Annotated in this window: 24 protein-coding genes; 12 read left to right on the forward strand and 12 right to left on the reverse strand. The window is 47.4% G+C overall.

Annotated elements, in window-relative coordinates; genetic code table 11:
- Nucleotides 1-33 precede the first annotated feature (33 nt).
- The 11 genes from H9Q78_RS13845 to H9Q78_RS13895 all read left to right on the forward strand — a co-directional run bounded on the left by H9Q78_RS13845 (nucleotide 34) and on the right by H9Q78_RS13895 (nucleotide 13560).
- Nucleotides 34-1515, forward strand: a complete 1482-nt coding sequence (locus tag H9Q78_RS13845) for a complex I subunit 5 family protein (RefSeq protein ID WP_249302538.1) — start codon at nucleotides 34-36, stop codon at nucleotides 1513-1515.
- A 25-nt stretch (nucleotides 1516-1540) separates the two neighbouring features.
- The gene (locus tag H9Q78_RS13850) at nucleotides 1541-3025 is read left to right on the forward strand and encodes a complex I subunit 5 family protein (RefSeq protein ID WP_249302540.1); all 1485 of its coding nucleotides are present in this window, start codon (nucleotides 1541-1543) and stop codon (nucleotides 3023-3025) included.
- Nucleotides 3022-5295: a complex I subunit 5 family protein gene (locus tag H9Q78_RS13855; RefSeq protein ID WP_249302541.1), complete on the forward strand. Its 2274-nt coding sequence runs from the start codon at nucleotides 3022-3024 to the stop codon at nucleotides 5293-5295. Before H9Q78_RS13850 ends, H9Q78_RS13855 begins: the two co-directional genes overlap by 4 nt.
- A 262-nt stretch (nucleotides 5296-5557) precedes the next feature.
- The gene (locus H9Q78_RS13860; RefSeq protein WP_249302542.1) at nucleotides 5558-6391 is read left to right on the forward strand and encodes a tyrosine-type recombinase/integrase; all 834 of its coding nucleotides are present in this window, start codon (nucleotides 5558-5560) and stop codon (nucleotides 6389-6391) included.
- 425 nt (nucleotides 6392-6816) lie between these two features.
- Complete coding sequence (locus H9Q78_RS13865; protein ID WP_249302543.1) at nucleotides 6817-7314, forward strand: hypothetical protein; 498 nt, start codon at nucleotides 6817-6819, stop codon at nucleotides 7312-7314.
- Nucleotides 7304-10123 carry a vWA domain-containing protein gene (locus H9Q78_RS13870; RefSeq protein WP_249302545.1) on the forward strand — a complete coding sequence of 940 codons (2820 nt, stop codon included), beginning with the start codon at nucleotides 7304-7306 and terminating at the stop codon, nucleotides 10121-10123. The genes H9Q78_RS13865 and H9Q78_RS13870 overlap by 11 nt, the downstream gene beginning before the upstream one ends.
- A 7-nt stretch (nucleotides 10124-10130) precedes the next feature.
- Nucleotides 10131-10382 (forward strand): hypothetical protein, encoded by a 252-nt coding sequence (locus H9Q78_RS13875; protein ID WP_249302546.1) that lies wholly within the window; start codon nucleotides 10131-10133, stop codon nucleotides 10380-10382.
- Nucleotides 10375-10926, forward strand: a complete 552-nt coding sequence (gene lepB / locus H9Q78_RS13880) for a signal peptidase I (RefSeq protein WP_249302547.1) — start codon at nucleotides 10375-10377, stop codon at nucleotides 10924-10926. The genes H9Q78_RS13875 and lepB overlap by 8 nt, the downstream gene beginning before the upstream one ends.
- A 142-nt stretch (nucleotides 10927-11068) precedes the next feature.
- Nucleotides 11069-12124, forward strand: a complete 1056-nt coding sequence (locus H9Q78_RS13885; protein ID WP_249302548.1) for a DUF7601 domain-containing protein — start codon at nucleotides 11069-11071, stop codon at nucleotides 12122-12124.
- On the forward strand, nucleotides 12117-12902 hold the full coding sequence (gene srtB, locus H9Q78_RS13890) for a class B sortase (protein WP_249302549.1): 786 nt from the start codon (nucleotides 12117-12119) through the stop codon (nucleotides 12900-12902). Before H9Q78_RS13885 ends, srtB begins: the two co-directional genes overlap by 8 nt.
- 28 nt (nucleotides 12903-12930) lie before the next feature.
- Complete coding sequence (locus H9Q78_RS13895; RefSeq protein ID WP_249302551.1) at nucleotides 12931-13560, forward strand: Spy0128 family protein; 630 nt, start codon at nucleotides 12931-12933, stop codon at nucleotides 13558-13560.
- A 109-nt stretch (nucleotides 13561-13669) separates the two neighbouring features.
- Here H9Q78_RS13895 and H9Q78_RS13900 read toward each other — a convergent pair whose 3' ends face one another.
- The 12 genes from H9Q78_RS13900 to H9Q78_RS13955 form a co-directional block, all read right to left on the reverse strand.
- Entirely contained in the window at nucleotides 13670-15310 is a 1641-nt protein-coding gene (locus tag H9Q78_RS13900) for a DUF4368 domain-containing protein (protein ID WP_249302552.1), read from the reverse strand.
- A 94-nt stretch (nucleotides 15311-15404) separates the two neighbouring features.
- Nucleotides 15405-15641, reverse strand: coding sequence for a hypothetical protein (locus H9Q78_RS13905; RefSeq protein ID WP_249302553.1), 237 nt, complete (start codon nucleotides 15639-15641; stop codon nucleotides 15405-15407).
- A 4-nt stretch (nucleotides 15642-15645) separates the two neighbouring features.
- The gene (locus H9Q78_RS13910; RefSeq protein WP_249302555.1) at nucleotides 15646-15999 is read right to left on the reverse strand and encodes a replication initiator protein A; all 354 of its coding nucleotides are present in this window, start codon (nucleotides 15997-15999) and stop codon (nucleotides 15646-15648) included.
- A 366-nt stretch (nucleotides 16000-16365) separates the two neighbouring features.
- Entirely contained in the window at nucleotides 16366-16764 is a 399-nt protein-coding gene (locus H9Q78_RS13915; protein WP_249302557.1) for a cysteine-rich VLP domain-containing protein, read from the reverse strand.
- A 222-nt stretch (nucleotides 16765-16986) separates the two neighbouring features.
- Nucleotides 16987-17460, reverse strand: a complete 474-nt coding sequence (locus tag H9Q78_RS13920) for a winged helix-turn-helix domain-containing protein (protein WP_330595192.1) — start codon at nucleotides 17458-17460, stop codon at nucleotides 16987-16989.
- A gap of 32 nt (nucleotides 17461-17492) precedes the next feature.
- A complete protein-coding gene (locus H9Q78_RS13925; RefSeq protein WP_249302559.1) occupies nucleotides 17493-18152 on the reverse strand; it encodes a DUF4405 domain-containing protein in 660 nt (219 codons plus the stop codon).
- A gap of 26 nt (nucleotides 18153-18178) precedes the next feature.
- A complete protein-coding gene (locus H9Q78_RS13930; RefSeq protein ID WP_238727296.1) occupies nucleotides 18179-18814 on the reverse strand; it encodes a flavodoxin family protein in 636 nt (211 codons plus the stop codon).
- Nucleotides 18815-18828: 14 nt separating this feature from the next.
- The gene (locus tag H9Q78_RS13935; RefSeq protein ID WP_249302560.1) at nucleotides 18829-19818 is read right to left on the reverse strand and encodes an aldo/keto reductase; all 990 of its coding nucleotides are present in this window, start codon (nucleotides 19816-19818) and stop codon (nucleotides 18829-18831) included.
- 12 nt (nucleotides 19819-19830) lie between these two features.
- On the reverse strand, nucleotides 19831-20370 hold the full coding sequence (locus tag H9Q78_RS13940; protein ID WP_249302562.1) for a flavodoxin family protein: 540 nt from the start codon (nucleotides 20368-20370) through the stop codon (nucleotides 19831-19833).
- Between the two features lie 13 nt (nucleotides 20371-20383).
- Entirely contained in the window at nucleotides 20384-21127 is a 744-nt protein-coding gene (locus H9Q78_RS13945; RefSeq protein ID WP_249302564.1) for a flavodoxin, read from the reverse strand.
- Between the two features lie 68 nt (nucleotides 21128-21195).
- Entirely contained in the window at nucleotides 21196-21852 is a 657-nt protein-coding gene (locus tag H9Q78_RS13950; RefSeq protein ID WP_249302566.1) for a flavodoxin, read from the reverse strand.
- Between the two features lie 17 nt (nucleotides 21853-21869).
- Nucleotides 21870-23039, reverse strand: coding sequence for an iron-containing alcohol dehydrogenase (locus H9Q78_RS13955; protein ID WP_249302567.1), 1170 nt, complete (start codon nucleotides 23037-23039; stop codon nucleotides 21870-21872).
- Nucleotides 23040-23167: 128 nt separating this feature from the next.
- Between H9Q78_RS13955 and H9Q78_RS13960 the strand changes: the two genes are divergently transcribed.
- Nucleotides 23168-23566 (forward strand): MerR family transcriptional regulator, encoded by a 399-nt coding sequence (locus H9Q78_RS13960; RefSeq protein WP_238727302.1) that lies wholly within the window; start codon nucleotides 23168-23170, stop codon nucleotides 23564-23566.
- The last annotated feature ends 3 nt before the right edge of the window (nucleotides 23567-23569 follow it).

Genomic DNA, 23569 nt, shown 5'->3' on the forward strand with positions numbered 1-23569 from the left:
CGGCGTCAGGCTGACAAAATAAGGGAGGGTATTATGGAACAGGATTTTTTATTGTTGCTTCCGATCTTTTTCCCCATGGCGGCCGGCATTTTGACGCTGGCGCTGACCAAAGCCAAAATAGGGAGGAAAGCAAAGCTCACGGTCGTCTTCGGAGCGCTGGTGCTGGAGCTTCTTTTTACCATACTCTGTTTGGTACGGGGAGATGTGTCTGTGACTTTATGGCAGCTCACAGATACGATTCGCATCTCCTTTCATGTGGATACGATCTCCAGGATATTCGCAGGCCTGTCGGTATCGGTATGGCTTTTGGTGGGATGCTTTGCATTTTCCTATATGAGCCATGAGGAGCATGAGGAACGGTTCTTCGGTTTTTACCTGATCGTGGAGGGGGCGCTGACGGCTCTGTCCTTTGCCGACAATATGGTTGGTTTTTACGTGTTTTTTGAGGTGATGACTTTCACATCTCTGCCGCTGGTTCTGCATGAGATGACGAAGCCGGCCATCATGGCGGGCCTTAAATACCTGTTTTATTCGGTGGCCGGCGCTTTCATGGCTCTTTTCGGCATCTTCTTTCTTGCGGGATATGGAGCGATAGGAAGCTTCCAGGCCGGCGGGATTCTGGATGCTTCTGCCACAGCCGGCCACGAAGGGCTTCTTCTGGCGTCTGCTTTTATGATGATCATCGGCTTCGGCACAAAGGCGGGCATGTTTCCCATGCACGGATGGCTGCCGACCGCTCATCCGGAAGCGCCGGCTCCTGCCAGCGCCGTGCTGTCCGGCGTGATCACGAAGATGGGCGTGCTGGCCGTAATCCGTGTGGTCTTTTATGTGATAGGGCCGGATTTCCTCCGGGGGACCTGGGTACAGACTGTCTGGCTGATACTTACCCTGACGACGATCTTCCTCGGCTCCATGATGGCCTATAAAGAGAAGATCATGAAAAAGCGGCTGGCTTATTCGACGGTGAGCCAGGTTTCCTATATCCTCTTCGGACTGTCTCTTCTCCATCCGGCGGCGTTCATAGGGGCGATCGCCCATGTGATATTCCATTCCCTGGTGAAAAATACGCTGTTTCTGGGAGCCGGAGCCATCATCTACAAGACGGGAAAGACAAAGGTGGCGGAGCTTCGGGGGATCGGAAAGGAGATGCCGGTGACCATATGGTGCTTCACACTGGTGTCCATTACCCTTGTGGGAATTCCGCCTACGAGCGGTTTTGTGAGCAAATGGTATCTGGCGACAGGGGCTCTTTCATCAGGAACGGGAGTTTTCTCCTGGCTGGGACCTGTGATTCTCTTGATAAGCGCTCTTCTGACGGCCGGATATCTGCTTCCGGTCACGATACATGGATTTTTCCCTGGAGCAGATTATGATTACGGCAGCCTGGAGAAGCGGGAGCCTTCCGCTCTTATGACGGTACCGATGATCCTGATGACGATCGGAGCCGTGGCGCTTGGCATGTTCCCGGGCGTGATCTTAAATGCAGCGTCGGCGGCAGCCGGGCTGCTGTTCTGACGGACGGGAGAATGGGGGATTTGTTATGAACCAATTGCTGTTGGTCACTCCGGTGCTCCTGCCCATAGCAGGCGGAATCCTCATGCTGATGATTCCGGAGAAAGAAGCCCGGGTGCATCCTATATTTACAGAATTGATCGTGCTGGCCGCCAGCGCCATGATCTGGGCCGTGCTGTTCACCGGAAGGGGACAGGGAAACGGCGCCGTGCTTTTTTCCATGGCAGGGAATCTGAAGGTGTTTTTCCGTATGGACGGAATGGGGGCCGTGTTTTCCGGGCTGGTATCCGTGCTATGGCCCCTTGCTACGCTCTATGCCTTCGAATATATGGAGGGAGACAAGCGGGGAAGGGAGTTTTTCGCGTTTTACACAATGACCTATGGGGTGACTTTGGGAATCGCATTGTCCGGAAACCTGGTGACCTTGTACTTGTTCTATGAACTGCTCACTCTGGTCACGTTTCCGCTGGTGCTCCATGACAGAACGAAGGAAGCGATCCGGGCAAGCCGGAAGTATCTCTTTTATTCCATTGGAGGCGCTGCGTTTGCGTTCATAGGACTGGTATTTGTGCTGATTTATGGGAGTACTGCGGATTTTACCCTGGGCGGCGTGCTCAACAAGGGTGTACCGGGGTTTAACACCAATGTGATTCTTTTTATGTATGTATTGGCTTTCTTCGGCTTTGGGGTGAAAGCGGCTCTGTTTCCAGTCCACAGCTGGCTGCCGTCTGTATCTGTGGCTCCGACGCCGGTCACAGCTCTGCTCCATGCGGTGGCCGTAGTGAAATCCGGGGCCTTTGCCATACTGCGGCTGACCTATTTCAGCTATGGTGCGGGTTTCCTGAAAGGGACCTGGGCGCATTATGTAGTGCTGGGAGCGGTGCTTGTGACGATTGTTTACGGCTCTACCATGGCTGTTAAGGAGGTCCATTTTAAAAGGCGGCTGGCGTATTCTACCATAAGCAATCTCTCCTATGTGCTTTTGGGAACCGTTATGATGAGCGCGGCAGGGATGGTAGCGGCTCTCAGCCATCTGGTCTTTCACGCGTTTATGAAGATCTGCTCCTTTTTCTGTGCAGGGGCGGTGATGCACCAGTCGGGAAGAAACTATGTATATGAACTGGACGGCATAGGGAAAAAGATGCCGGTCACCTTTGCCTGTTTTACGATCGCGGGCTTGTCCCTTACGGGCATTCCGCTCTTTGCGGGATTCATAAGCAAGTGGAATATTGCGCAGGCGGCTGTGGGACTCGGCGGCATTCCGGGGTTTCTGGCTGCAGGTGTTCTGCTTTATTCAGCGCTCATGACCGGTATTTATATGATGACTGTGGTGGTCAGGGCATATTTTCCAAAAGCAGGATATGATGAGACGGCTTTGGATGGGGTGAAGGAGCCGGGATGGCGCATGCTGGTCCCCATTGTGATTTTTGCGGCTGTCATCCTGTTCTTTGGTCTGTATTCCAGACCGCTTCTCCATTTTCTAAAGCAGACAGCGGGAGGGAGCGGCATATGAGCGGTGACTGGATTTTGTTGGTTCTTGTAGTTTGGCCCATGCTCGGCGCTTTTCTCTCCTATGGGATTGGGCGGAGAGGGAAGAACGGAAGGAATCTTTTTGCGGATGGTGTCGTGATCGCAGAGTTCGCCTTGCTGTGCGGCCTGCTTGTCCGCGGGCTTCTGTCAGGAAACGGCGGCGTTTCCGGCATGGCGCTGCCTGAGCTCAATTTTAAATGGGAAGGCTTCTGCGGCCTGGGGCTTACTCTGAGGCTCGACGGCTTCCGGGTGCTTTATGGCTTGGTGGCGGCCTTTATGTGGATGACAACGACTGTATTTTCTAGAGAATATTTTGGACACTACCGGAACCGGAACCGCTATTACCTGTTCCTGCTCCTGACCCTTGGGGCGACCATGGGCGTGTTTTTATCGGCGGATCTGTACACCACCTTTATTTTCTTTGAGATCATGTCCTTTACCTCTTATGTGTGGGTGGCCCATGATGAAAAAGAGGCGGCGATGCGGGCGGCCGGCACATACCTGGGGGTTGCGGTGATCGGCGGTATGGTCATGCTGATGGGACTTTTTATGCTGTACCATACGGCGGGCACTCTGCAAATGGATGAGCTCCTGGAGGCGTGCCGGCAGGTGCGGCCGGAAAAGAGCGGCGTGTTATATCTGTCCGGCGCGCTGATGCTGTTCGGCTTCGGAGCAAAGGCGGGGATGTTCCCTTTGCATATCTGGCTTCCCAAGGCCCACCCTGTGGCGCCGGCGCCGGCGAGCGCGCTTTTATCCGGGATCCTGACGAAATCCGGAATATTCGGAATCCTCGTGGTCAGCTGCAATATCTTTCTCCACGATTCAGCCTGGGGCATGGCAGTCTTGCTCCTTGGAGTGGTGACCATGCTGGGAGGCGCGGCCCTGGCGGTCTTTTCCGTGGATTTAAAACGGACGCTGGCATGTTCTTCCATGTCACAGATTGGTTTCATCCTTGTGGGGATTGGCATGCAGGGGCTTTTAGGAGAGGAGAATGCCCTTGCTGTGAGGGGGACGCTGCTCCACATGGTAAACCATTCCCTGTTTAAGCTGGTCCTTTTCATGGCGGCGGGTGTTGTCTATATGAACCTCCATAAGCTGGACCTGAATGAGATCCGTGGTTTCGGCAGAAAGAAGCCGCTGCTTAAATTCTGCTTTTTGATGGGGGGCCTGGGCATTGGGGGCATACCCCTTTGGAGCGGATATGTCAGCAAGACGCTGCTCCATGAGAGTATAGTGGAATATACGGCGCTGACGTTGCAGGCTAAGGCGGGAATGGCGGTCATCGGTTCACCTGCCTTCTTTAAGACGGTGGAGTGGCTTTTCCTTCTGGCGGGAGGTATGACCGTAGCCTACATGCTTAAGCTTTTTATCGCGGTATTTGTGGAGAAGCATCCTGAGAAACAGGATGAGTTTGACCGGGAATATAAGAAGTATTGGAATCTGGAGAGCAGACTTGCGGTGACAATTCCCGCGCTTCTTCTCCCGGTGATGGGGACGCTTCCCAGTATCATCATGAATAAGATCGCGGAGCTGGGCCAGCCTTTTATGCGAGGAGAGAACCCTCTTCACGCTGTGCATTATTTTTCCTTTGAAAACTTAAAAGGAGGAATGATCTCCATCGGGATTGGTCTGGCGCTGTATTTCGGCGTCATCCGGACCTGTCTCATGAGAAAGAGAAAGGATGGAATCAGGGAATATGTTGACCGGTGGCCGGCTTTTCTTGATCTGGAAGAGAGGATTTACCGTCCTGTGCTTCTGAGGTTTTTCCCCTGGTTTTTTGGAGGAATCTGCGGATTTCTTGATAAGTATGTGATTTCCGGAATCCAAGGAGCGTTTCTGGGGATATCCGGCGCTGTGTGCCAGTTCCTGGACACGTATGTTGTGGAGACTGCGGTGAAGGTTTTTATGACGGTGACGGCTTTTGGAAGCCGTGCGCTGGATCATATGACAGACGGCATCATCGTGCTTGCCAGAAGGACTACCCACCGGCAGGTGAAGAGGCCTAAAAAGAAAGTGATGAGAGATCGGTTTGCGTATGCGATGGGACATTTTCTGGACGGTTGCGCGGACTTGTTAAATAAGACCGTGAGAAAGAAACACCCCATCAGGAAGTCCTATGTGCCGAACCTGATCGAACTGGAAGAGGAGACGGTGCGAACGAACCGGATCATAAACGGCAGCTTGTCTTTTGCTTTGATGCTGGTGTGTATCGGGCTGATTCTGGTGCTTTTGTATCTGCTGTGGCAGAGATAAATAAATTTAAGAGGGTGCCGTTAAATCATTGATACGATGTGATTGAATGGTGCCCTCGTTGTATGTAAATTGCGCTTTTCCACTTCTCATATGTTTGAGACTTGATATGGGAAATCTGCAGCCACACTGGGACAACGGACTCTTCAGAGTCCGTTTTTCTGTTTTACTTGTCCAATATGAGGCGTTTTTTGTCCTGGATATACGGAGTAATTGAGGGACCGACTGGTTATGCTATGTTAAAAGAAGAACAAAGGAGGCCATTATGAAATCATTGAACATGAAAATCGCAGATTATCTGAAGTATTTGAAAGAACAGGAAAAGTCAGCTTCTACCAGAAGGCAGTATCATAAAGACATATTGAACTTTCTGGATTATTTCGGTACGGTTTCTGTTTCTAAGGAACTGGTGATCAATTATAAAGAAATCCTTCAGCTCAACTATCAGCCGGCCAGTGTCAATACAAAGCTGGCGGCGATCAACGGGTTCCTGGAATTTGCGGGAAGGCCGGAGTTGAAAGTCCGCCTGCTTAAAATTCAGCACCGGCCATATTGCCCCGGAGACAAGATGCTCACAAAAGCAGAATATTTACGGTTGGTGAGAGCATCCGAAAAACGGAAAAATGAGAGACTGTCACTGCTGCTTCAGACTCTCTGTTCGACAGGGATACGTGTATCAGAGCTGGCTTTTATTACGGCAGAGGCGGTAAAAAAAGGAGAAGCAGTCGTCCGGCTGAAAGGAAAGACACGGATTGTCCTGATTCCCGGAAAACTGAAAAGAAGGCTGTCTTTCTATATGGAGAAACATGAAATCCAGTCAGGGCCGGTATTTTTAACCCGGGGAGGCAAACCTCTGGACCGCAGTAATATCTGGAAGATGATGAAATCCCTGTGTACGGATGCCCATGTTGACCCTGAAAAGGTATTCCCTCATAATCTCCGCCACTTGTTCGCCCGATGTTTCTATTCTATCGACAAAGACCTTGCGAAACTGGCAGACATTTTAGGACACAGTGATATAAATACTACCAGGATCTATATTATATCCACAGGAAAAGAGCACCTGCGGCGCCTGGATACGCTTGATCTGGTGGTCTAGATAAAAAAATACCACGTAATTCTTATTACGTGGTAGATGTACTTGAAAATATGTACATAATCCCTTCTCAAACTGTCTTAAATTATAACCCAGCAGTTCGCGGATGTCAATGTCACAGTGGTAAAATATGGTTTTTTTATGATACGGCATGGAAAACAGGCCTTTCTGTCATATGCAGCGGTAAGGCTTATTATATGCGCTCATTTTAACAATAAAAGCAGATCTGATGGATGAAACCGCTCTGCAAAGTGAATAAACCAGCATTTTTTTGAAGGGTCGGGCCATTCATATGGTTGAGGCTTTTCTTTTTTTTGCCACGTAATAAGAATTATGTGGCAAAAAGCGTCAGACAGCAGTCACAGAAAACCGACATTATGAAAATGAACTGATTTCTGACCGGATATATAAAGAGGAGGAATACGGCCATGCCGGAAAGAATTTTGCCAGCATCGTCAGACAGAATGCCGGTTACAGCCGGGGATGCTCTTTTGATGCTGACTGTTAATAAATTTGACGGCAGTTTTTCAAAAGGGGTGATAAGCAATGCCCATATACCTTCCGGCATCGAGTTTTACGGATATGGAGATCTGCTGCTGAAAATGGAAAGGATTTATGATTTGCTGAAGATACCGGGATTTGGCCGGGATATAAAAGGGAAGAGAGAAGAATTCCATTGGCGGGAAGCGGATTTGGAGACTGCGGATGAATGGGATATGAGCATACACGCATGGAAGGCCGGCAGGGTTTGGGACGGCCGCCACAGGCCCGATATATTTGTGCAGACCGTGTACCGGCAGCATTACAGCTGGCAAGGCAGCTGCTGCATTGGCGGGCAGAGAAAATATTTCCGCAGTGCTTTAGAATTGCTGCTTATGATAGATTACTTTATACGGAAGGAGCAGGAAAAAAATAATGAGAGGTAAAAAAAGGAAGCGCCAGGGGAATAAAGGATTGAAGAAAACACTGGCAGCGGTGCTGGCAGTGTTTATACTGCTGTTTCTGACAGAGGCTCCTCGGATTCTGGCGTCATCGGTAAGTTCCGCTGCGTCAGACAATGGAACGGAACTGAGTGCAGAGGAGAATACCCTGGAAAAGGCAGCCGGGGAACAAGACGAAGCCGCCGGTGCCCAGGCCGGAACGGAAGGCAGTCTGGCAGCGGCGGAGGAAGCGGGAGAGACTGACCGGCAAGATGGAAGCAGTGGGAATATCGTTGAATATCTTCCATGCGGGCTTCCGGAAGGAGTCACCATAAAGGCCTGGGCGGATGCTGGAGTGCTGCCGGAAGATGCTTATCTGGAAGTAAAAGAACTTCAGCCTGAAAGTCAAGGCAGCAGATATGCAGAAGCTTTGAGTGCGTACGGGACGGAGGCAGAGGGATTTAGTCTATGGGATATCGGCTTTTATAATGAGGCGGGTGGGAAAGTAGAACCGGCCGGAGGGTCTGTGCGTCTGGAAATGACCTGCTCCGGGCTCAATACGTCAGAGATGGACACGGCGTCGCTGTCCCTGCTGCAGCTGACCGAAACGGAAAGCGGCATAGCGGTCCAGGCGGTGGCAGACTCATCGGAAAGCCTGTGCGGAAATATTGTAGTAGACGGTGAAACGGTACAGGCAGTCTTTGCGGCGGAACGTTTTTCGGTGTTCGCGCTGACCTGGTCCGACAATCGGGAAGACGGCACGGCCCGGGTATTAAGTACTGTCAGGACAGCCGCCCCGTCCGCGCAGCTGCGAGCCGGACATGAAAAATATGTGGAGAAAAAAGAGGACGGGACATATGATCTGACGCTGACAGTTTCCGGCATGGTCGGGACATCGACTTCAAAATCGAAGCTGGATGTGATCTATGTACTGGACAAATCCGGAAGCATGGATGACGGTCTGGGAGGCGGATCCAGAAAAACCAGGCGTGAAGCGGCCAAAGATGCCATCGACAGTCTGACCGCTGCTTTGGCTTCCAATCAGAATATAGATGTACAGTTTTCCCTTGTGACGTTCAGCGGGTCTGACGGAAGAAGGGACAGCGCCTGGAATGACGCGGAAGTGACCGTGGGATGGACTGGAGATACCAGACGGATAACCAGCAGTTCAGGCCCGGCCGCCAACGGAGGGACCAATTATCAGGCAGGATTGAGAAATGCAAAAGAGCTGCTGGCGAGCGCCAGGAGCGGAGCGCTGACGGCGGTGATTTTTATATCAGATGGAAATCCTACATTTCGTTATGATGAAGACGGATATACGACTGGAACTGGAAACAGTGATGTTTTAGGCTATAATTTGCAGGCGGCTAAAGATGAAGCGGCCGGTCTGGGAACAAATTATTTCTATACGGTTGGTGTAGGGCCAAAAAATAATTATTCAAAGCTGCGCGATCTGAAAGATGCCGCACCGAAAAATACGACAAAAGCTTTCTATGAGGGTACGGATGAAACTTCGCTGAACGCAGCTTTCGATGATATACAGGCGGCAATTACCACAATGTTGTGCAGCGATGTGACCATAACGGATACTCTGAGCAGCAATGTACAGATTGCAGGGACCATGGGAGGAAACCCTGCGTCTATGACGGTAGCCGTCAGGGACGGAGATGGAAATGTGGCTGTCTCCGGAGAAAACAGTGTGGAATTTGACGGCGTGACGATTTCGGCCCGATATGACGAAAGCGCCAGACAAGTCATTCTGGATTTTCCGGATCATTATGAACTGAAAGGCGGGTATACCTATCAGGTGACCGTCAATATAGAACCGTCGGAAGCCGCATATGAAGCATACCGGAATAACGGGGCCGTCTATACGGATACCGGAGAAGCCGGGACAGGACAGACGTCAGAGGGGCGGCAGGGTTTTTTCAGCAACAGCGGCAGTTCACTCACCTATATTTACAACGGAGAGGAGATTACTGATTCTTATAACAGGCCTGTCATACAGCTGGAACCAGGAACGCTGGTTATAGAGAAGAAGATTGAGGGGCTGGAGGGGGATGCTCTGGTTTATCTGAAGCAGAATTTGAAATTTAACTATACGCTGAACAGTGGCAGCGCTCAGGAAGTACCGTTCGGCGACTTCACATGGAATCAGGAAAGCCAGAGCTTTCAATACCGGATAGAAGGCCTGTCCCCGAATACCGTCTATCAGGCCGGTGAGGTTAATGCGGATATCTCTTCTGCATATGATTATCGGTTGACTGCTTCTTCTCAGAACGGGAATGGGACCGTAGAGCGTCAAGGAATTCAGACAGCATCCTTCACGAACACATATGAGCCTGGAAGTCATGTTCTCACCATTGAAAAACAGGTGGACGGCAATATGGGAGACCATAACAGGGAATTTTCCTTTTCATTGACCCTTACCAAAGACAGTCAGGCGTATACAGAAAATCTGACTTATACGGAAAATGAGGATTCTGGTGAGATAACACTTCAGGCTGATGAGGGAGCGTATCAGTTTTTACTGGCAGATGGCGACAGAATACATCTGATCATTCCCCATGGCTGCGTATATACAGTGACAGAAGAAAATGCGGACTATACGCTGCAAGTGAATCCAGGCGGCGGGGAATATACAGGGGGGAAACTGACAGGCACACTGAATGATGATTCGGCAGCAGTTTTTATAAATACAAAGGATATGGTGCCGCCTACGGGAATAGGTCAGTCGGTCTTTCCATATCTGGCAATGGTGTTTCTCGCTCTGACTTTTGCAGCGGCCTTCATGATGAAACGCAGAGAGGGTTAAGGGATATATGGCAATAAAAACCATGGAAGATGTTGCGGTCCTTATGAATAAAATGTGTTTCCGGAGAAAACTGTTCGGCGGCGTGGATGAAAAAGACGTATGGCGCCAGATGGAGAATCTGCAAAATGCTTATCGCTCTGCTTACGAAATTCAACAAGAACGGTTAAAGATTCTGATTCGGGAAAGGGATTTGGAAATCTCTGAATTAAAGCGCCGGATTGCCAGCCAGGGAAAAACGCGAGGTGAAACGAATGGCTGAAAAGAAGCCGGAGACACCGGAGCAGGTGATAGCGGCCAGACGGAAGAAACTCGCAAATCAGGCTGAGATTACTTCTTTTTCAGCTCGTATCGTACTGTTGGCTTTGCTGCTGTATATTATTTTCGGCGTTGTCTTTGGAATAACACCCATGGAGAATAATGATATGTCGCCGATAATCAGCGCAGGAGACCTGCTGCTGTATTTCCGCCTGGAAAATGAGCTGCGTATTCAGGATGTGGTGGTATGGGAAAAAGAAAGTACACAGTATATTGGCCGGATCGTGGCTCAGGGCGGGGATACGGTAGAAATTACAGATGATCACCGACTGAAGATCAACGGAAGTGTCGTCATCGAAAATGATATCTTTTATTCCACGCCAAGATATGACGGTGAAGTAGAGTATCCCCTGACACTGAATGAGAATCAGTATTTTATTTTGTGTGATCACCGGGAAGGGGCAAAAGACAGCCGGTACTGCGGGGCGGCGGAAAGAAGCGAGATTAAGGGCAAAGTATTTACCGTGATCCGCCGCCGCGACTTGTAGACAACGGTCTGCAGCCATCCGAGAAAATGGTCTGTTCTCAGAGATGTCACAGAGGTATTTAATGCCTTTGAGATAAAGTCCGTGCAGCAGCGCGGCCAAGACATAATTAACTAAATTTTAAAGAAAAGTGAGGTTGGGTAAAATGAAAAAACGATTTTTAGGCAGACTTACTGCGGTTGTAGCTGCCGGACTTTTAACAGTGGCCGCTTTGGGATTAAATGTGTTTGCGGCGGGCACAGGAAATGCAGAAGGCAATGTTTCTTTCGAAAAGACACTGGATATGACCGGCGCAGAAGGCGCCAGCGTTCCGGACATAACCTTTGAATGGGAAATCGTGCCCGGCAATGGTGTTGCGGCTGCTGACAGCAATCCGGAAATTCTGGCAGGTGTCGGACAGCCTGTTGTAAGCGCTGTAACATACAGTCATACAGACAGTGTGAGTGATTTGATTAGAACCGCGTCTGTGGATTTTTCAAACGTGACTTTTCCGGCTCCGGGAATCTACCGTTATATGATTACAGAAAAAGCTTCTCAGAATGCCGATGTCACCAATGATGACAATGCTGTCCGCTATCTGGATATTTATGTGGAAAATGGGACAGAAGCGAATACCTATGTGATCCGTCACTCAGTCCTCTTGACGGAAGCAGCTATTCCCGGTCTGGATGGCAAATATGGAGACGGGAGATCCGGAAAAAGCAGCGGCTATGAGAATTCTTATGAAACCTATAGCTTGACACTGAGAAAAGAGGTTACCGGTTCCATGGGAAATAAGGGGCGGGAGTTTGATTTTACTGTTGAATTCACAGGCCCCGCCAATGCTTCCTTTACCTATGGTGATGAGAGGATCAGCTTGGACGGGCAAGGTAAGGCTTCTGTGACGGGAGTCAGACTGGCAGACAGTGAATCTGCTGAGATTACCGGCATACCTTCCACAGTAACTTACAAAATAACCGAGAATATTGCATCGACAGAGGGTTACACAACGAGCTATCAAATCAATGACGGCACAGTAAGCGACGGAACTGCAACCGGAAATCAGACGATGGGCAAAACGGATAATACAGTGACATTTACGAATAATAAGGAAGCTGTGACGCCAACAGGTATCTTCATGAACCTCGTACCGTATGTGCTGATGGTGGTGTTGGCAGCCGCGGCCGCATTTTTGCTCCTGCGCAGAAGAAACCGTGCATAAAAAATGTTTTGGAGCAGAGCACAGAACCGGGAAGCGGCCCGGACTGCAGGCGGCCGCCAGGACAGCGAGGGCAGGAAACCATATTCTGAACGCAGCTGCGGCTCTGCTGATTCTGATTCTGCTGTTATATGGCGGTTATTCCCTGTGGGATACTGTCATGGTTTACCAGGGCGCTTTCGCGGGAGAAGAATTGCTGCAATATAAGCCTGAAGGAAATCAGCAGGAAAATTCCACTCTGGAAGATCTTCAGGAAATTAATCCGGATGTACGGGCCTGGTTGACGGTCGACGGAACGCATATTGATTATCCGGTCGTGCAGGGAGAGACAAATATGGAATATATCAATAAGGATGTATTCGGAGAGTTTTCCTTGTCGGGTTCTGTATTTTTAGATTGCAGGAACCAGTCGGATTTTTCTGATGGCTATAATCTTCTATACGGCCACCACATGGATAACGGCGGGATATTCAGTGACGTAGCGGAATTTACCGGTCAGGATTACTTCAAAAGCCATCGGACAGGCACACTCTATCTGTCTGACGAAACACATTCGTTCCTGATATTTGCCTGCGTGAAAACGGATGCATTTGACAGTCTGATATTTAATCCTGACGGGCAGGAAGGTCAAATGGACATTTTTCTGGCATATATCCGGGAGAACGCGGTACAGTACCGTGAGATTGGCGTCACGGCGTCTGATCCTATAATTGGGCTGTCAACTTGTGCCGAAGCTGAGACAAACGGCCGCGTGATTATTTTCGGACGGATAGAAGAATAAAGAAGGCACAGGAGGGAGGTGTTTTATCATGTTCTATAATTTAAGAAAAAGGTATATGGGAGTATTGCTCACCTCAATCCTGGCGGTCCTGATTTTTCCGGGAAGGGCGCTGGCAGAGGAGCGTACCTGCGCTGTATTCATACCCGTGGAAATAGTGGTGACAGGGGAGGGCGCGCCGGCAGATGAAGAATATCGGATCCTCATAGAAGGAGAAAATGTTCCGATGCCCGGACAGATGGAGATTATACTGAAAGGCGGAGGAAAGGTACAGCTTGGGCCGATTACTTATCTGGCGCCTGGGGATTACCGGTACCGGATCAGCCAGATGGCAGGAAATACTGAAAATTTTACTTATGATACATCGGTTTATACTGTGACTGTCCGAGTGATAAATGATGGGGAAGCCGGTCTCAGCACTGAAATCTGGGCGGTTAAGGACGAATCGGGAGACAAGAGCGCGGAAATCGTATTCAGAAACAGCTATAAAAAGCCTGTAATACCGGAACAGAAACCGACGGTAACGCCGGCAGCCCAGACAAAAACGGAAAACGTTAAAACTGGGGATGCTCAGAATATTCTGCCATGGATCGTGGCCATTCTTGTGAGTCTCCTGGCAACGGCGCTGGCGGTAAAAATGAAGTCGGACCACAACAGGTGATGTTCTTTTAATTTGCATAAGTATGAAATATTAAAAAAGGAGGACGCTGCTTAGGCGGAGGCTCATAAGGAAGTAAAGAAATTTCCCGGTAGAACCGGCGTGGTAACAATCACGCCGGTTTTTCCGTGCTTGCAGGCAGCTCCGGTTTTTGAAGAGGAATCCGAATCTTGCCTACATAAGTAAAGTAAATCTCAATCGTCACATGCTTTCTTCCGTTGATTTTCTCCGGGCTATGGATGACGATTTTTTCAATCAGCTCGTTGACTGTCGCAGCGTCAAGCTCCTGTATATCGGAATACCGTTCCGCAAGCTGTAAGAAACGCCCCACATCCGAAACCTGCTCGGCTTCTTCTGCAATTTCCCGTTCCAGTGTTTCGGAAAGCTGCCTGATTTCTGCCTGTTCGGTCTCATACTGTGCAGATAACTTCTGGAAACGGAGGTCACTTAGTTTCCCTAAAACATTATCTTCATAAAGGTGTTGGATGATTTTATCCAAGTCCTCCATACGCTTCTGTGCGCCTGACAGGGCTTTTCGTTTCTGTGCCAGTTCTGCTTTCCGGCTGGCTTCATCCTGCATCAGCATTTCCTGGGTGAAGTCATCCTGAAACAGTCGCACATAAGTCAGTGTCCGTTGAACACATTCCAGCACTCGCTTATACAGCGTGATTTCACGGATATAATGAATCTGGCAGGAACCGGTATTGCTTTTGTAATTGGAGCAGACGAAATGATCTTGCGAATCATCTTTGTAGCTGTTGCAGGTACAGTAATAGAGCTTAGCTCCGCAGTCAGCACAGTGAACAAGGCCGGAGAAAATGCTTGTCTTGCCGGTTTTGGTCGGTCTGCGTTTATTTTCCCTGAGAACCTGTACCCGTTCCCATTGTCCGTACTCAATGATTGCTGGCTGTGTTCCTTCAAATATGCGCTGATTTTCTTTCGGATTTTCCAGCCGTTTCTTAAATTTCAGGGATTTGGTATAGGTCTTGAAATTAACCGTACATCCGGTATATTCCCGCCGTTCCAAAATACCGGCGATTGACTTTTTGTTCCATCCATATAGATTATCCGGCATTGTCCAGCCTTTCTGTTTGGCATGGTAGGCTGTAACAGTCAGCACCTTTTCTGCTGTCAGTATTTTTGCTATCTGCATCGGCCCTTTCCCCGCAATGCACAGGTCAAAGATACGTCGCACCACCTTAGCCGCTTCTTCATCCACAATCCATTTCTTTTTGTCATGAGGATCTTTGATATAGCCGTAGGGAGGGTTACTGGCAAGGTGTTCCCCGGCTTCACCCCGCATTTTAACGACTGCCCGGATTTTCTTACTGGTGTCCTTTGCGTAATAATCATTGAACACATTTTTGAAAACGGCGAAATCATTTTCTCCTTTAGCGCTGTCCACATCGTCATTGATTGCAATGAAGCGGACATCGTAGGCCGGGAAAATAAAATCCTGCAAACGTCCCATATAGGAATACTCCCTGCCGAGCCGGGACAGGTCTTTGACAATCAGAGTGGAAACAGAATAGTCCTCCACATATTTCATCATTTTCTGAAATCCGGGTCTTTGAAAACTCGTTCCTGAAAATCCGTCATCCACGAAGAACATGGTATTGCGGAAGCCGTGTTCTGCAGCATATTTGGAGAGCAGTACCTTTTGATTGGTAATACTGTTGGATTCTCCGTCAAGGGCATCGTCCTGGCTTAAACGACAATATAAAGCTGTAATTTTATCTGGCTGCTGGTTCATAAGTAGCTCCTTTCCTCCCGAAAAAGGGATAACAGCCAGGTAAACGGTTACCTGTATTATAACGCATTCTTTCTGTTATTTCAGCCTCCCTCATTTACATTTCCTCCAAGTTTTTTGCAATCATCCGGCGCAGCTTGTTCAGCACATTTTCCGCATCATCACCGGCATAATGGGGAATCACATGGTACACCGTGTTGCCCTCCACCGCAATATGTTCCTCAGTATCAAAATCAAATTCAAACACGCCGTCTTTGAAATGCTCTGCCACACGTTCTGCCACTTCCGGTTTTAGAAATTGCGGAAGTGTACCCAGATCTTTTTTATCTGCCATTCAGTCAGTTCTCCTTTCCTGCCGCCGGAATCTTTAGGGTAATTACTGCAGGTCTGCCAAGCCCCTGTTTCCTACGGATAATCAGTCCACTGTGCTCTAATTCCTGAAACGCACGGGTCGTTACCTGACGGCTCCGGTGTGATTTCCCTTTTGCTTCTTCTACTGTAAAATACAGCCGCACCGTTCCGTCTGTTTCTATGTAACCGTTTTCTCTTGAAATGCCTGCCCGGTCAAAGAGCAGGGCATAAAGCACCTTTGCGTCATTGGATAAATTGAGTGTTACCAAAAAACGCAGAAACGGAAGATACGGCGGTACTGTTGTATCAGCTTTATAGGGGATAAAAATATTATTCTGCATACATTGTTCCTTTCCATCAATCCATCCTGATTGATTGGATTGATATTGACTATTTTATAATTTACTTATTTCTCTTTAATTTCCGTCTATTCTCCGGCTCTCCAAAGCGTCGAAATATCCACTGCCGGAAAGACAGCTTTGGGGCAGTGCAGATGGGCAGCTTTTCCAGTCTCTGAAATTCCAAGACAGGATAACCCCGTTTGGGAGCGAACTCTAAAATGCATGAAATATAAGAGAAGTAGGTACTTACCTAATCGGGAAAATCCCGGATAGGTGAAATTACCTCTGCGGACAGTTTCAAGCCTGCTTTTTGGGTGTGGAAGGGATTTATACTGCCAACCCGCTGACAAGAGTTGAAACGTCCAGCTATATCAAGGTTTTTTTCGCTCCTAATTGTCCGCATAGGAGCCTTCTTTTATGGTCGCTGGCATTCTTCTGTTTTCGATGCACCTTTGCCGCACAGGGCTTACAGTATTTTGCCCGGTTGGAACCGGGGCGAAATGGCTGACCACAGACAACACATCGCTTCATACTTCCTCTGTATAACAGGACTGTTTCTAAAGGCTTGTCCAATGGGAGAACCGCAATCCGAAACCATCTGCATAAAAGCGAGTAGGAAATGCTCTGGACACAGACGCATTCCTCCCCGTCATCCAGAATGATACAGTTTCCGTTATCATAATTGCAGCACGCATGGACTAATTTTCTTGCCCTCCGGTATTGGCTGTAATCCATGACCGGTATTTTGTCTTTTATATGCTTCACCTCCTGACTGTCAAAAAATATCCCTTCACTATTCCGTACATTTTTTTGGCAAAAATAGGGGGTCTTTTTGAAAATTTCACAAAAAATTCACAATTTACCCTGTCAGAAGTGGCAGCCCCAAAATTCCTCCATTATTCAGTACATATTTCAGGAAAAAGTTGCCGTCTATCCTGAGAAAGTACAAAAAAATTCACACCTCAGGTTTTACCCTATGGTGTGAATTTATGGCAACACAAACTTATATCCGATTCCGGTAACACTTTTGATATAGTCGGGATCGCCTGGGTCTATCTTTAATTTTTTCCGGAGATTACATACATGGTTATTGATTGCTTTTCTGGAATAGTAAGCATAATCCTCTTTCCAGACCAAATCCATAATAAGTTCATAGGTAAATACCCGATTTGGATTCATAATGAGCAGCGACAGAATATCAAATTCTTTAGCAGTAAGTTCGATTTTTTCTTCTCTCACTTTTACAATGCGTTGTTCTACACAAAGATATAAGTTGCCTTCCTGAATTTCCGTGAGGGAATCAATTAATTGCCAACCGTGTCTTAAATGCTGATATGTAACACCAGCATTTGTTTCCACAGGATTATCAAGAAGATATTTCGCAAGTTCTTTCCTCTGTTTTTCGTCAAGTAAGAGTGCTAATTTCTCACCAATCTGTACACCGCTCTCGGATAAATCCAATACAACTAATTTCCCATAAAATCACCACCAAATTATTTTTTAGAATATTTTCTCATATAATAACCAATGCATCCAAACAGACACATAATCGACAAATAATCTGCTAAAAATCGGACAATCGGTTCTTCATAATTGAAATACACAAACTGCTCCTTCAGCACCATATAACTGAAGATGTCACGGTTTATAAAAGCATAAACACCATATCCGGCAATCAGCAACGCAAAGCCTCGAAGAATCCATTTGCGGATTGCAGACGGTTTTTTGATGTGCTTGTTTGCTATGTTCATCACCATGCCCCAATGGAGACCAAGATGAACCGCCATGAAAACAAATCCCCAATAGGCTGAAACCATATGCAGATTTCTGGCAAAGGAGCGTCCGCCTTGAATAGGCAGAAAATCGAACACATAGCGGGACAGCATAATTCCACTAATCATAGCGCCGAGCATACATAACACCAACAATGCTACGAGTATAGTTTGTATCATGCGGTATGGCGTGTATTTTCCTTTGAAAACAGCCTTGCTCCACTTATGATTGAAAATATGATGAATAAGCACTAAAAGAAGCATTCCAGTTCCCAGCCATTCATGTGTAGCTCTGCCGATTAGTTCATAGGTCATCAGAAGAAGCAGGAGGATTGTCATAATGAAATCCAATGTTAACTTTTTAAGTGCTTGTGGGTTCATACGCTTCACCTCCTTTGTGCTAATCCTTATTCCCGAATAAAATTTGTAAAGGTAACGGCTTCTGTTTCCGGTCGGTCAATACAGATCTGTCGGCCGGCCTCAATGCAGCGAAGAAAATATGCCATGTTTTTCCCTAAAATACGCATAGTTTGCATACCTTCCTCATCTTTCTTGACTTGTTCGGGCGTTGCACCGTGAACAATCGTCCAGTAACGGGAAGAAATAATCGGCATCTGCATCAGGGCAAAATATTTATTGATCTGATCCCAAGTTGCCGTGGTTCCGGCGCGACGGGCAGATACAACAGCAGCAGCAGGCTTTAAGAGGAAACGATTTCCACCGCCGCATAGATCAGCATAAAAAGCACGGTCAAGAAAAGAAGTCAGAGCGCCGCTGGCTGCTCCCCAATGAACCGGAGTACCGAATACAAAACCGTCATAATCTCCGGCGATCTCTAAAAATTCGTTTACCGTGCCGCCAAGAGCACATACACCTTTCTTCACACAGGCTTTACAGGCAATACAGCCGGAAATCGCCTTATTGCCAATCCAGAAAACATCGGTATCAATACCGTTTTTATTCAATGCTTCGGACACCTCGCAGAGAGCTGTATAGGTACAACCCTCTTTATGAGGACTCCCGTTTACAAGCAATACTTTCATCGTTTTCACCTCCGTTATTTTGCACGATGACCGCCAAAGACATCAAATGTCATAGAGTTTAATTTGTTATCAATTTCAGAAATTTCACCGGCGGTTAAGAAAATATCGCCTGCGGCAAAATTTTCACGAATCCGGTCGGGCTTTCTGGAACCGGGAATCGGAATAATATAAGGCTTTTTGCAAATCATCCAAGCCAGCGAGAGTTGACTCATCGTGCAATTCTTTTCCTGCGCCATCCGTTCCAGCAATTCTAAAAGTTCTTTTGCTTTGTTATATCCTTCTTCTGTGTACTGCGGCATACCTGCCCGGTAGTCATGCTTTCCCTCAAAGACAGTACCTGGTGTATATTGTCCGGTCAGAAAGCCGTTTGCCATAGGAGAAAAAGCCACATAAGACACATTCAATTCTTCGCACACAGGAAAAATAGATTCATGCCACCTTGCCATCATGGAATATCGGTTCTCTATAGCAGTCACCGGGCATACTGCGTGTGCCCGCCGCAGGTATTCTTCCGTTGTTTCGGAAATTCCCCAATGTCGGATTTTACCTTCTTTGATGAGTTCAGACATGGTTTCCGCAACAACCTCCGGTTCAACCTTTGGGTCTATGCGATGCTGATAATACAAATCGATATAATCCGTACCCAGCTTTTTCAAGCTGCCCTCCACGCTTTTTCGGATGGTTTCCGGACTGCTGTCCAAAGAAAGGGATAAATCTTCGTTATGGAAAACACCCATTTTGGTGGCGATCACAACTTTGTCCCTTACATCATGTAGTGCCTGACCTACTAATTCTTCATTATAGGACACAGAGCCGTCCGGGAAGAAGCCCGTATAGGCTTCGGCGGTGTCAAAAAAGTCATATCCCATCTCATAGGCCTGTCGTAATGTTTTTATTGCAGTATTTTTTTCGGTCGGCTCACCGGAAGCATGGCTGAATCCCATACAGCCAAGACCCACCGGATTGACCATCAAATCACTGTTGCCAAGTTTTCTTTTTTGCATGGTATGTTCTCCTTAAATTCCTTTGCCCATTTCATAGGCTTGCTGCATCGTAGCTGTGTTCTTAATCGCACCGGCTTCATAAACGCCTTTTCCGTAAATAACGCCCATTTCCTTTGAGCCGGAAAGGCAGGCGGCAAGACCTCGGAAACACTCTAAAGTGCAATCCATAACGGTGCTGCTTTCCTCCGCAGCAGTCATAATGTAATAAAACTCTTTGTTCTTAATCTGCGTCCACTGTGCCACTGTACGGTCAATCACGGTTTTCATCTGTGCGTCGATAGAGTAAAAATAGACAGGGCTTGCCATAACGATAACATCCGCCCAGTGCATTTTCTCAAGGATTTCCGCCATATCGTCTTTAATGGCACAGACACCGCCGCTTTTTTTGCAGTAGTAACAGGCGTTGCAATAGCCAATCTTTTTGCTTCGCAGAAAAATCTTTTCTACCTCGTTACCGGCTTCCTGCGCCCCTTTCATAAACGCATCACATAACACATCGGAATTGCCTCCCTTACGGGGACTACCGGATAAAATCAATACTTTTTTGCTCATAACAGCCTCCTCCTTAATAGCCAAGTTCATCCAGCCAGCTTATAATATCCGGCTCAGCTTCCTGCACATTGTTGCGGGATACTGTAAATCCGTCCTCGTTGACTTCGGCATTTGGCTCCAGTTCTGCAATGGTGCCGATGGTGCCGGAAAATCCACTGCCGCCGTGGGTGTTAAACGGAATAATGGTTTTGCCGGAAAAATCATAAGTATCAAAGAAAGTATAGAGAATCATCGGCATATCGCCCCACCAGTTGGGATAACCCACAAAGATGGTATCGTATTGGTCAAGGTTCAGGGTCGTATCCTTAATAGCGGGACGGGCATTGTCATCCTGCTCGTCAGCCGCCAGATCGACAAGAGTGTCATGGTCCGTCGGATAGGGAGTTTCCGGTTCGATACGGAAAATATCTGCCCCGGTCTGCTCCTGAATCACATAAGCTACATACTGTGTATTTCCGAGAACTTCTCCGTTAATGACAACAACACTGTTATCTTCCTCTTGTGTCATGTTGTTTGGATCAGTTGTTTCCGGCATAGAGAAATAGACAACAAGGGTTTTCGCATCCGTTTCCGGCTGTTCAGAAGGTGTTTCAGCAGGTTCTTCTTCATCAGAAGAAGATGGCTGTTCTGTACTTTCTGTAGCAGGTACAGATGAAGAAGATTCCGATGAATTATCGCCTGTAGATTGATTGCTACTGCAAGCTGCCAGTGCAAAAATCATAGTCAGCACAAGGAATAGGGACATCAGTTTTTTCATAATGGTTTCCTCCTAAAATTGAATATTGTTATTTATGAGTTACTATTGGGCAAATCTGTATCTTACTTTTACAGATTCAGACCTTCAATCCATTCTGTTACCGCATCTTTTGAAACACTGGAAGAAAAGCGTTCGCCTTCCAGCCAGTTTCCAGTTCCGGCCATTTCCTCTAACAATTTACCGCTTTCACCGATATCGTCATTAGCAGAGGTAGCAAAAGGTATTATCGTTTTGCCTGTAAAATCATTGGATTTTACAAAGTCATTTACCGGCCACGCAGCAATATCCCACCAAATTGGATATCCGATAAACACGGTATCGTATTCATCCCAATTTTCCACGGTATCCGCTGCAAGCTCCACATCCCGCAAGGACTCGTCCTCATGCTCTCTGGATACGCGGCTGTCTTCATTGCTATAATTCAAATCTTCATCCGTGTAGGGTTCTGCCGGTTCCAGCTCGAACAGGTCGCCGCCGGTTTCCTGTGCGATGTAATTGGCTGCTGCTTCTGTGTTGCCTGTGGCGGAAAAATAGACCACCAATGTCTTTCCGTCTTCTGATTCAGAAGATTCGGGAGCAGAAATATCCGCAGGTGTTTCTGTACTTTCTGTTATTGGCTCGGATATAGATTCAGATGAATCATTTGTCTGCGGCTGATTGTTGCTGCAAGCCGCCAGTGCGAAAACGAAAGTCAGCGCAAGGAATAAAGAAATTACTTTTTTCATGGTGTTTACCTCCTAAATTATATGGATTCTTTTAATATTTGCCGGATTTCTTCGGCAGTCATTTTTTTGTAACTTCCGGGAGCAATATTACAGGAATCTGCCACCTTTCCCAGAAGTGCTTCATCCGTAATTCCCAATTCGGTCAGAGTGGTAGGCAAGCCAATTTCTGCGATAAACATAGCCAGTGATTCCACACCGGATTTTGCAAGTTCTTCATCGCTCATGCCTTCACGGGGAATATTCCAGACATTTTCTGCAAAGCGAATGAACTTCGGCAACCCGTCTTTATAAATATGCCGATAGTAGACCGGGTGTAGCACTGCCAGTCCTTCGCCGTGGTTGCAGTCCGTGTAAGCGCCAAGCTGATGTTCCATTTGGTGGCACTGAAAGTCACACCGTTTGCCCAGCTTGATGATACGGTTTTCTGCCATAGTCGCCGCCCACATAAGGTTGCTCCGGGCAGTATAGTCCTTTGGATTTTTTATCACCTCCCGCAGATTGTGGATTACACTTTTCATCAACGCCTCTGAAATGTTGTCAGAAACATTATCTTCATTCGGCTCACTGAAATATGTCTCCATAATATGAGAAAGAATATCGAAACCGCCGGAAACGGTCTGACGCAGGGGAACGGTCATAGTGTAGACTGGATCAAGCATAGCGAACTTTGCATTGCAGGCAGGATAGTCCCGCCCCGTCTTGATTTTTCGCTCCTCATTGGTGATAACAGCTCCGCCGTTGCACTCGCTGCCGGTGCCTGTAACCGTAACCACGAATCCAAGCGGAAGCGGCTCTAAATCCACAATACCGGCTCGCTCCCAAAAGTCGTTCCATATATCACCCTCATACCGGGCAGCCAGTGAAACCGCCTTGCAGCAGTCCATCACAGAACCACCGCCCACGCCGAGAATGAAATCAACGCCTTTTTCTCTTACACGGGCTGCGCCTTCCAAGACTTTTGCATAGGTGGGGTTAGCCATAATTCCGGCAAACTCAACGACTGTTTTCTCTGCGGCGGTCAATGCCTCAACGATTTCATCATAGATACCGTTTTTCTTGATAGCCCCGCCGCCATAGGCAAGCATAACGGTTTTTCCATAATGGCTTAAAACGCTGGAAAGATATTCTTTCACACAGCCTTTACCAAAATAAACTTTGGTGTCATTTTCAAAAATAAAATTGTTCATCTGTTATTTCTCCTTTGATTTCACTTTATTCTGTGATACAATCAGAGTATAACAACCGGTTGTAACTATCGGTCAATACCCTTTTTAAAAGATTTTTAATTTCTTTACACACATAGGAGGTAATCGTTATGTACACGATGATGCAGGTATGCAGAACACTCGATATGACATACCAAACCTTAAAATTTTACTGCAACGAGGGGCTTATTCCAAATGTAAAGCGTGATTCCAACAATCGCCGGATTTTCGATGAACAGGATATAAAATGGATTAAAGACCTTACCTGTCTGAAAAAATGCGGCATGAGCATACAGGAAATGAAAGGATATCTTTCACTGTGCCTTGAGGGACAATCAACTATTTTATCGAGAAAAGAAATGCTCGCTCAGAAACGGACAGCCCTTCTCTCTGAAATCGAAGAACTAAATGCCAGTGTCGCTTACATCGATTGGAAACAAAATTTTTATGATGATGTTCTCTCAGGAAAGCAACCGTATATAAGTAATTTGATACGGACAAAAGAGTAAATC

Source organism: Qiania dongpingensis, from assembly GCF_014337195.1.
GTDB lineage: Bacteria > Bacillota > Clostridia > Lachnospirales > Lachnospiraceae > Lientehia > Lientehia dongpingensis.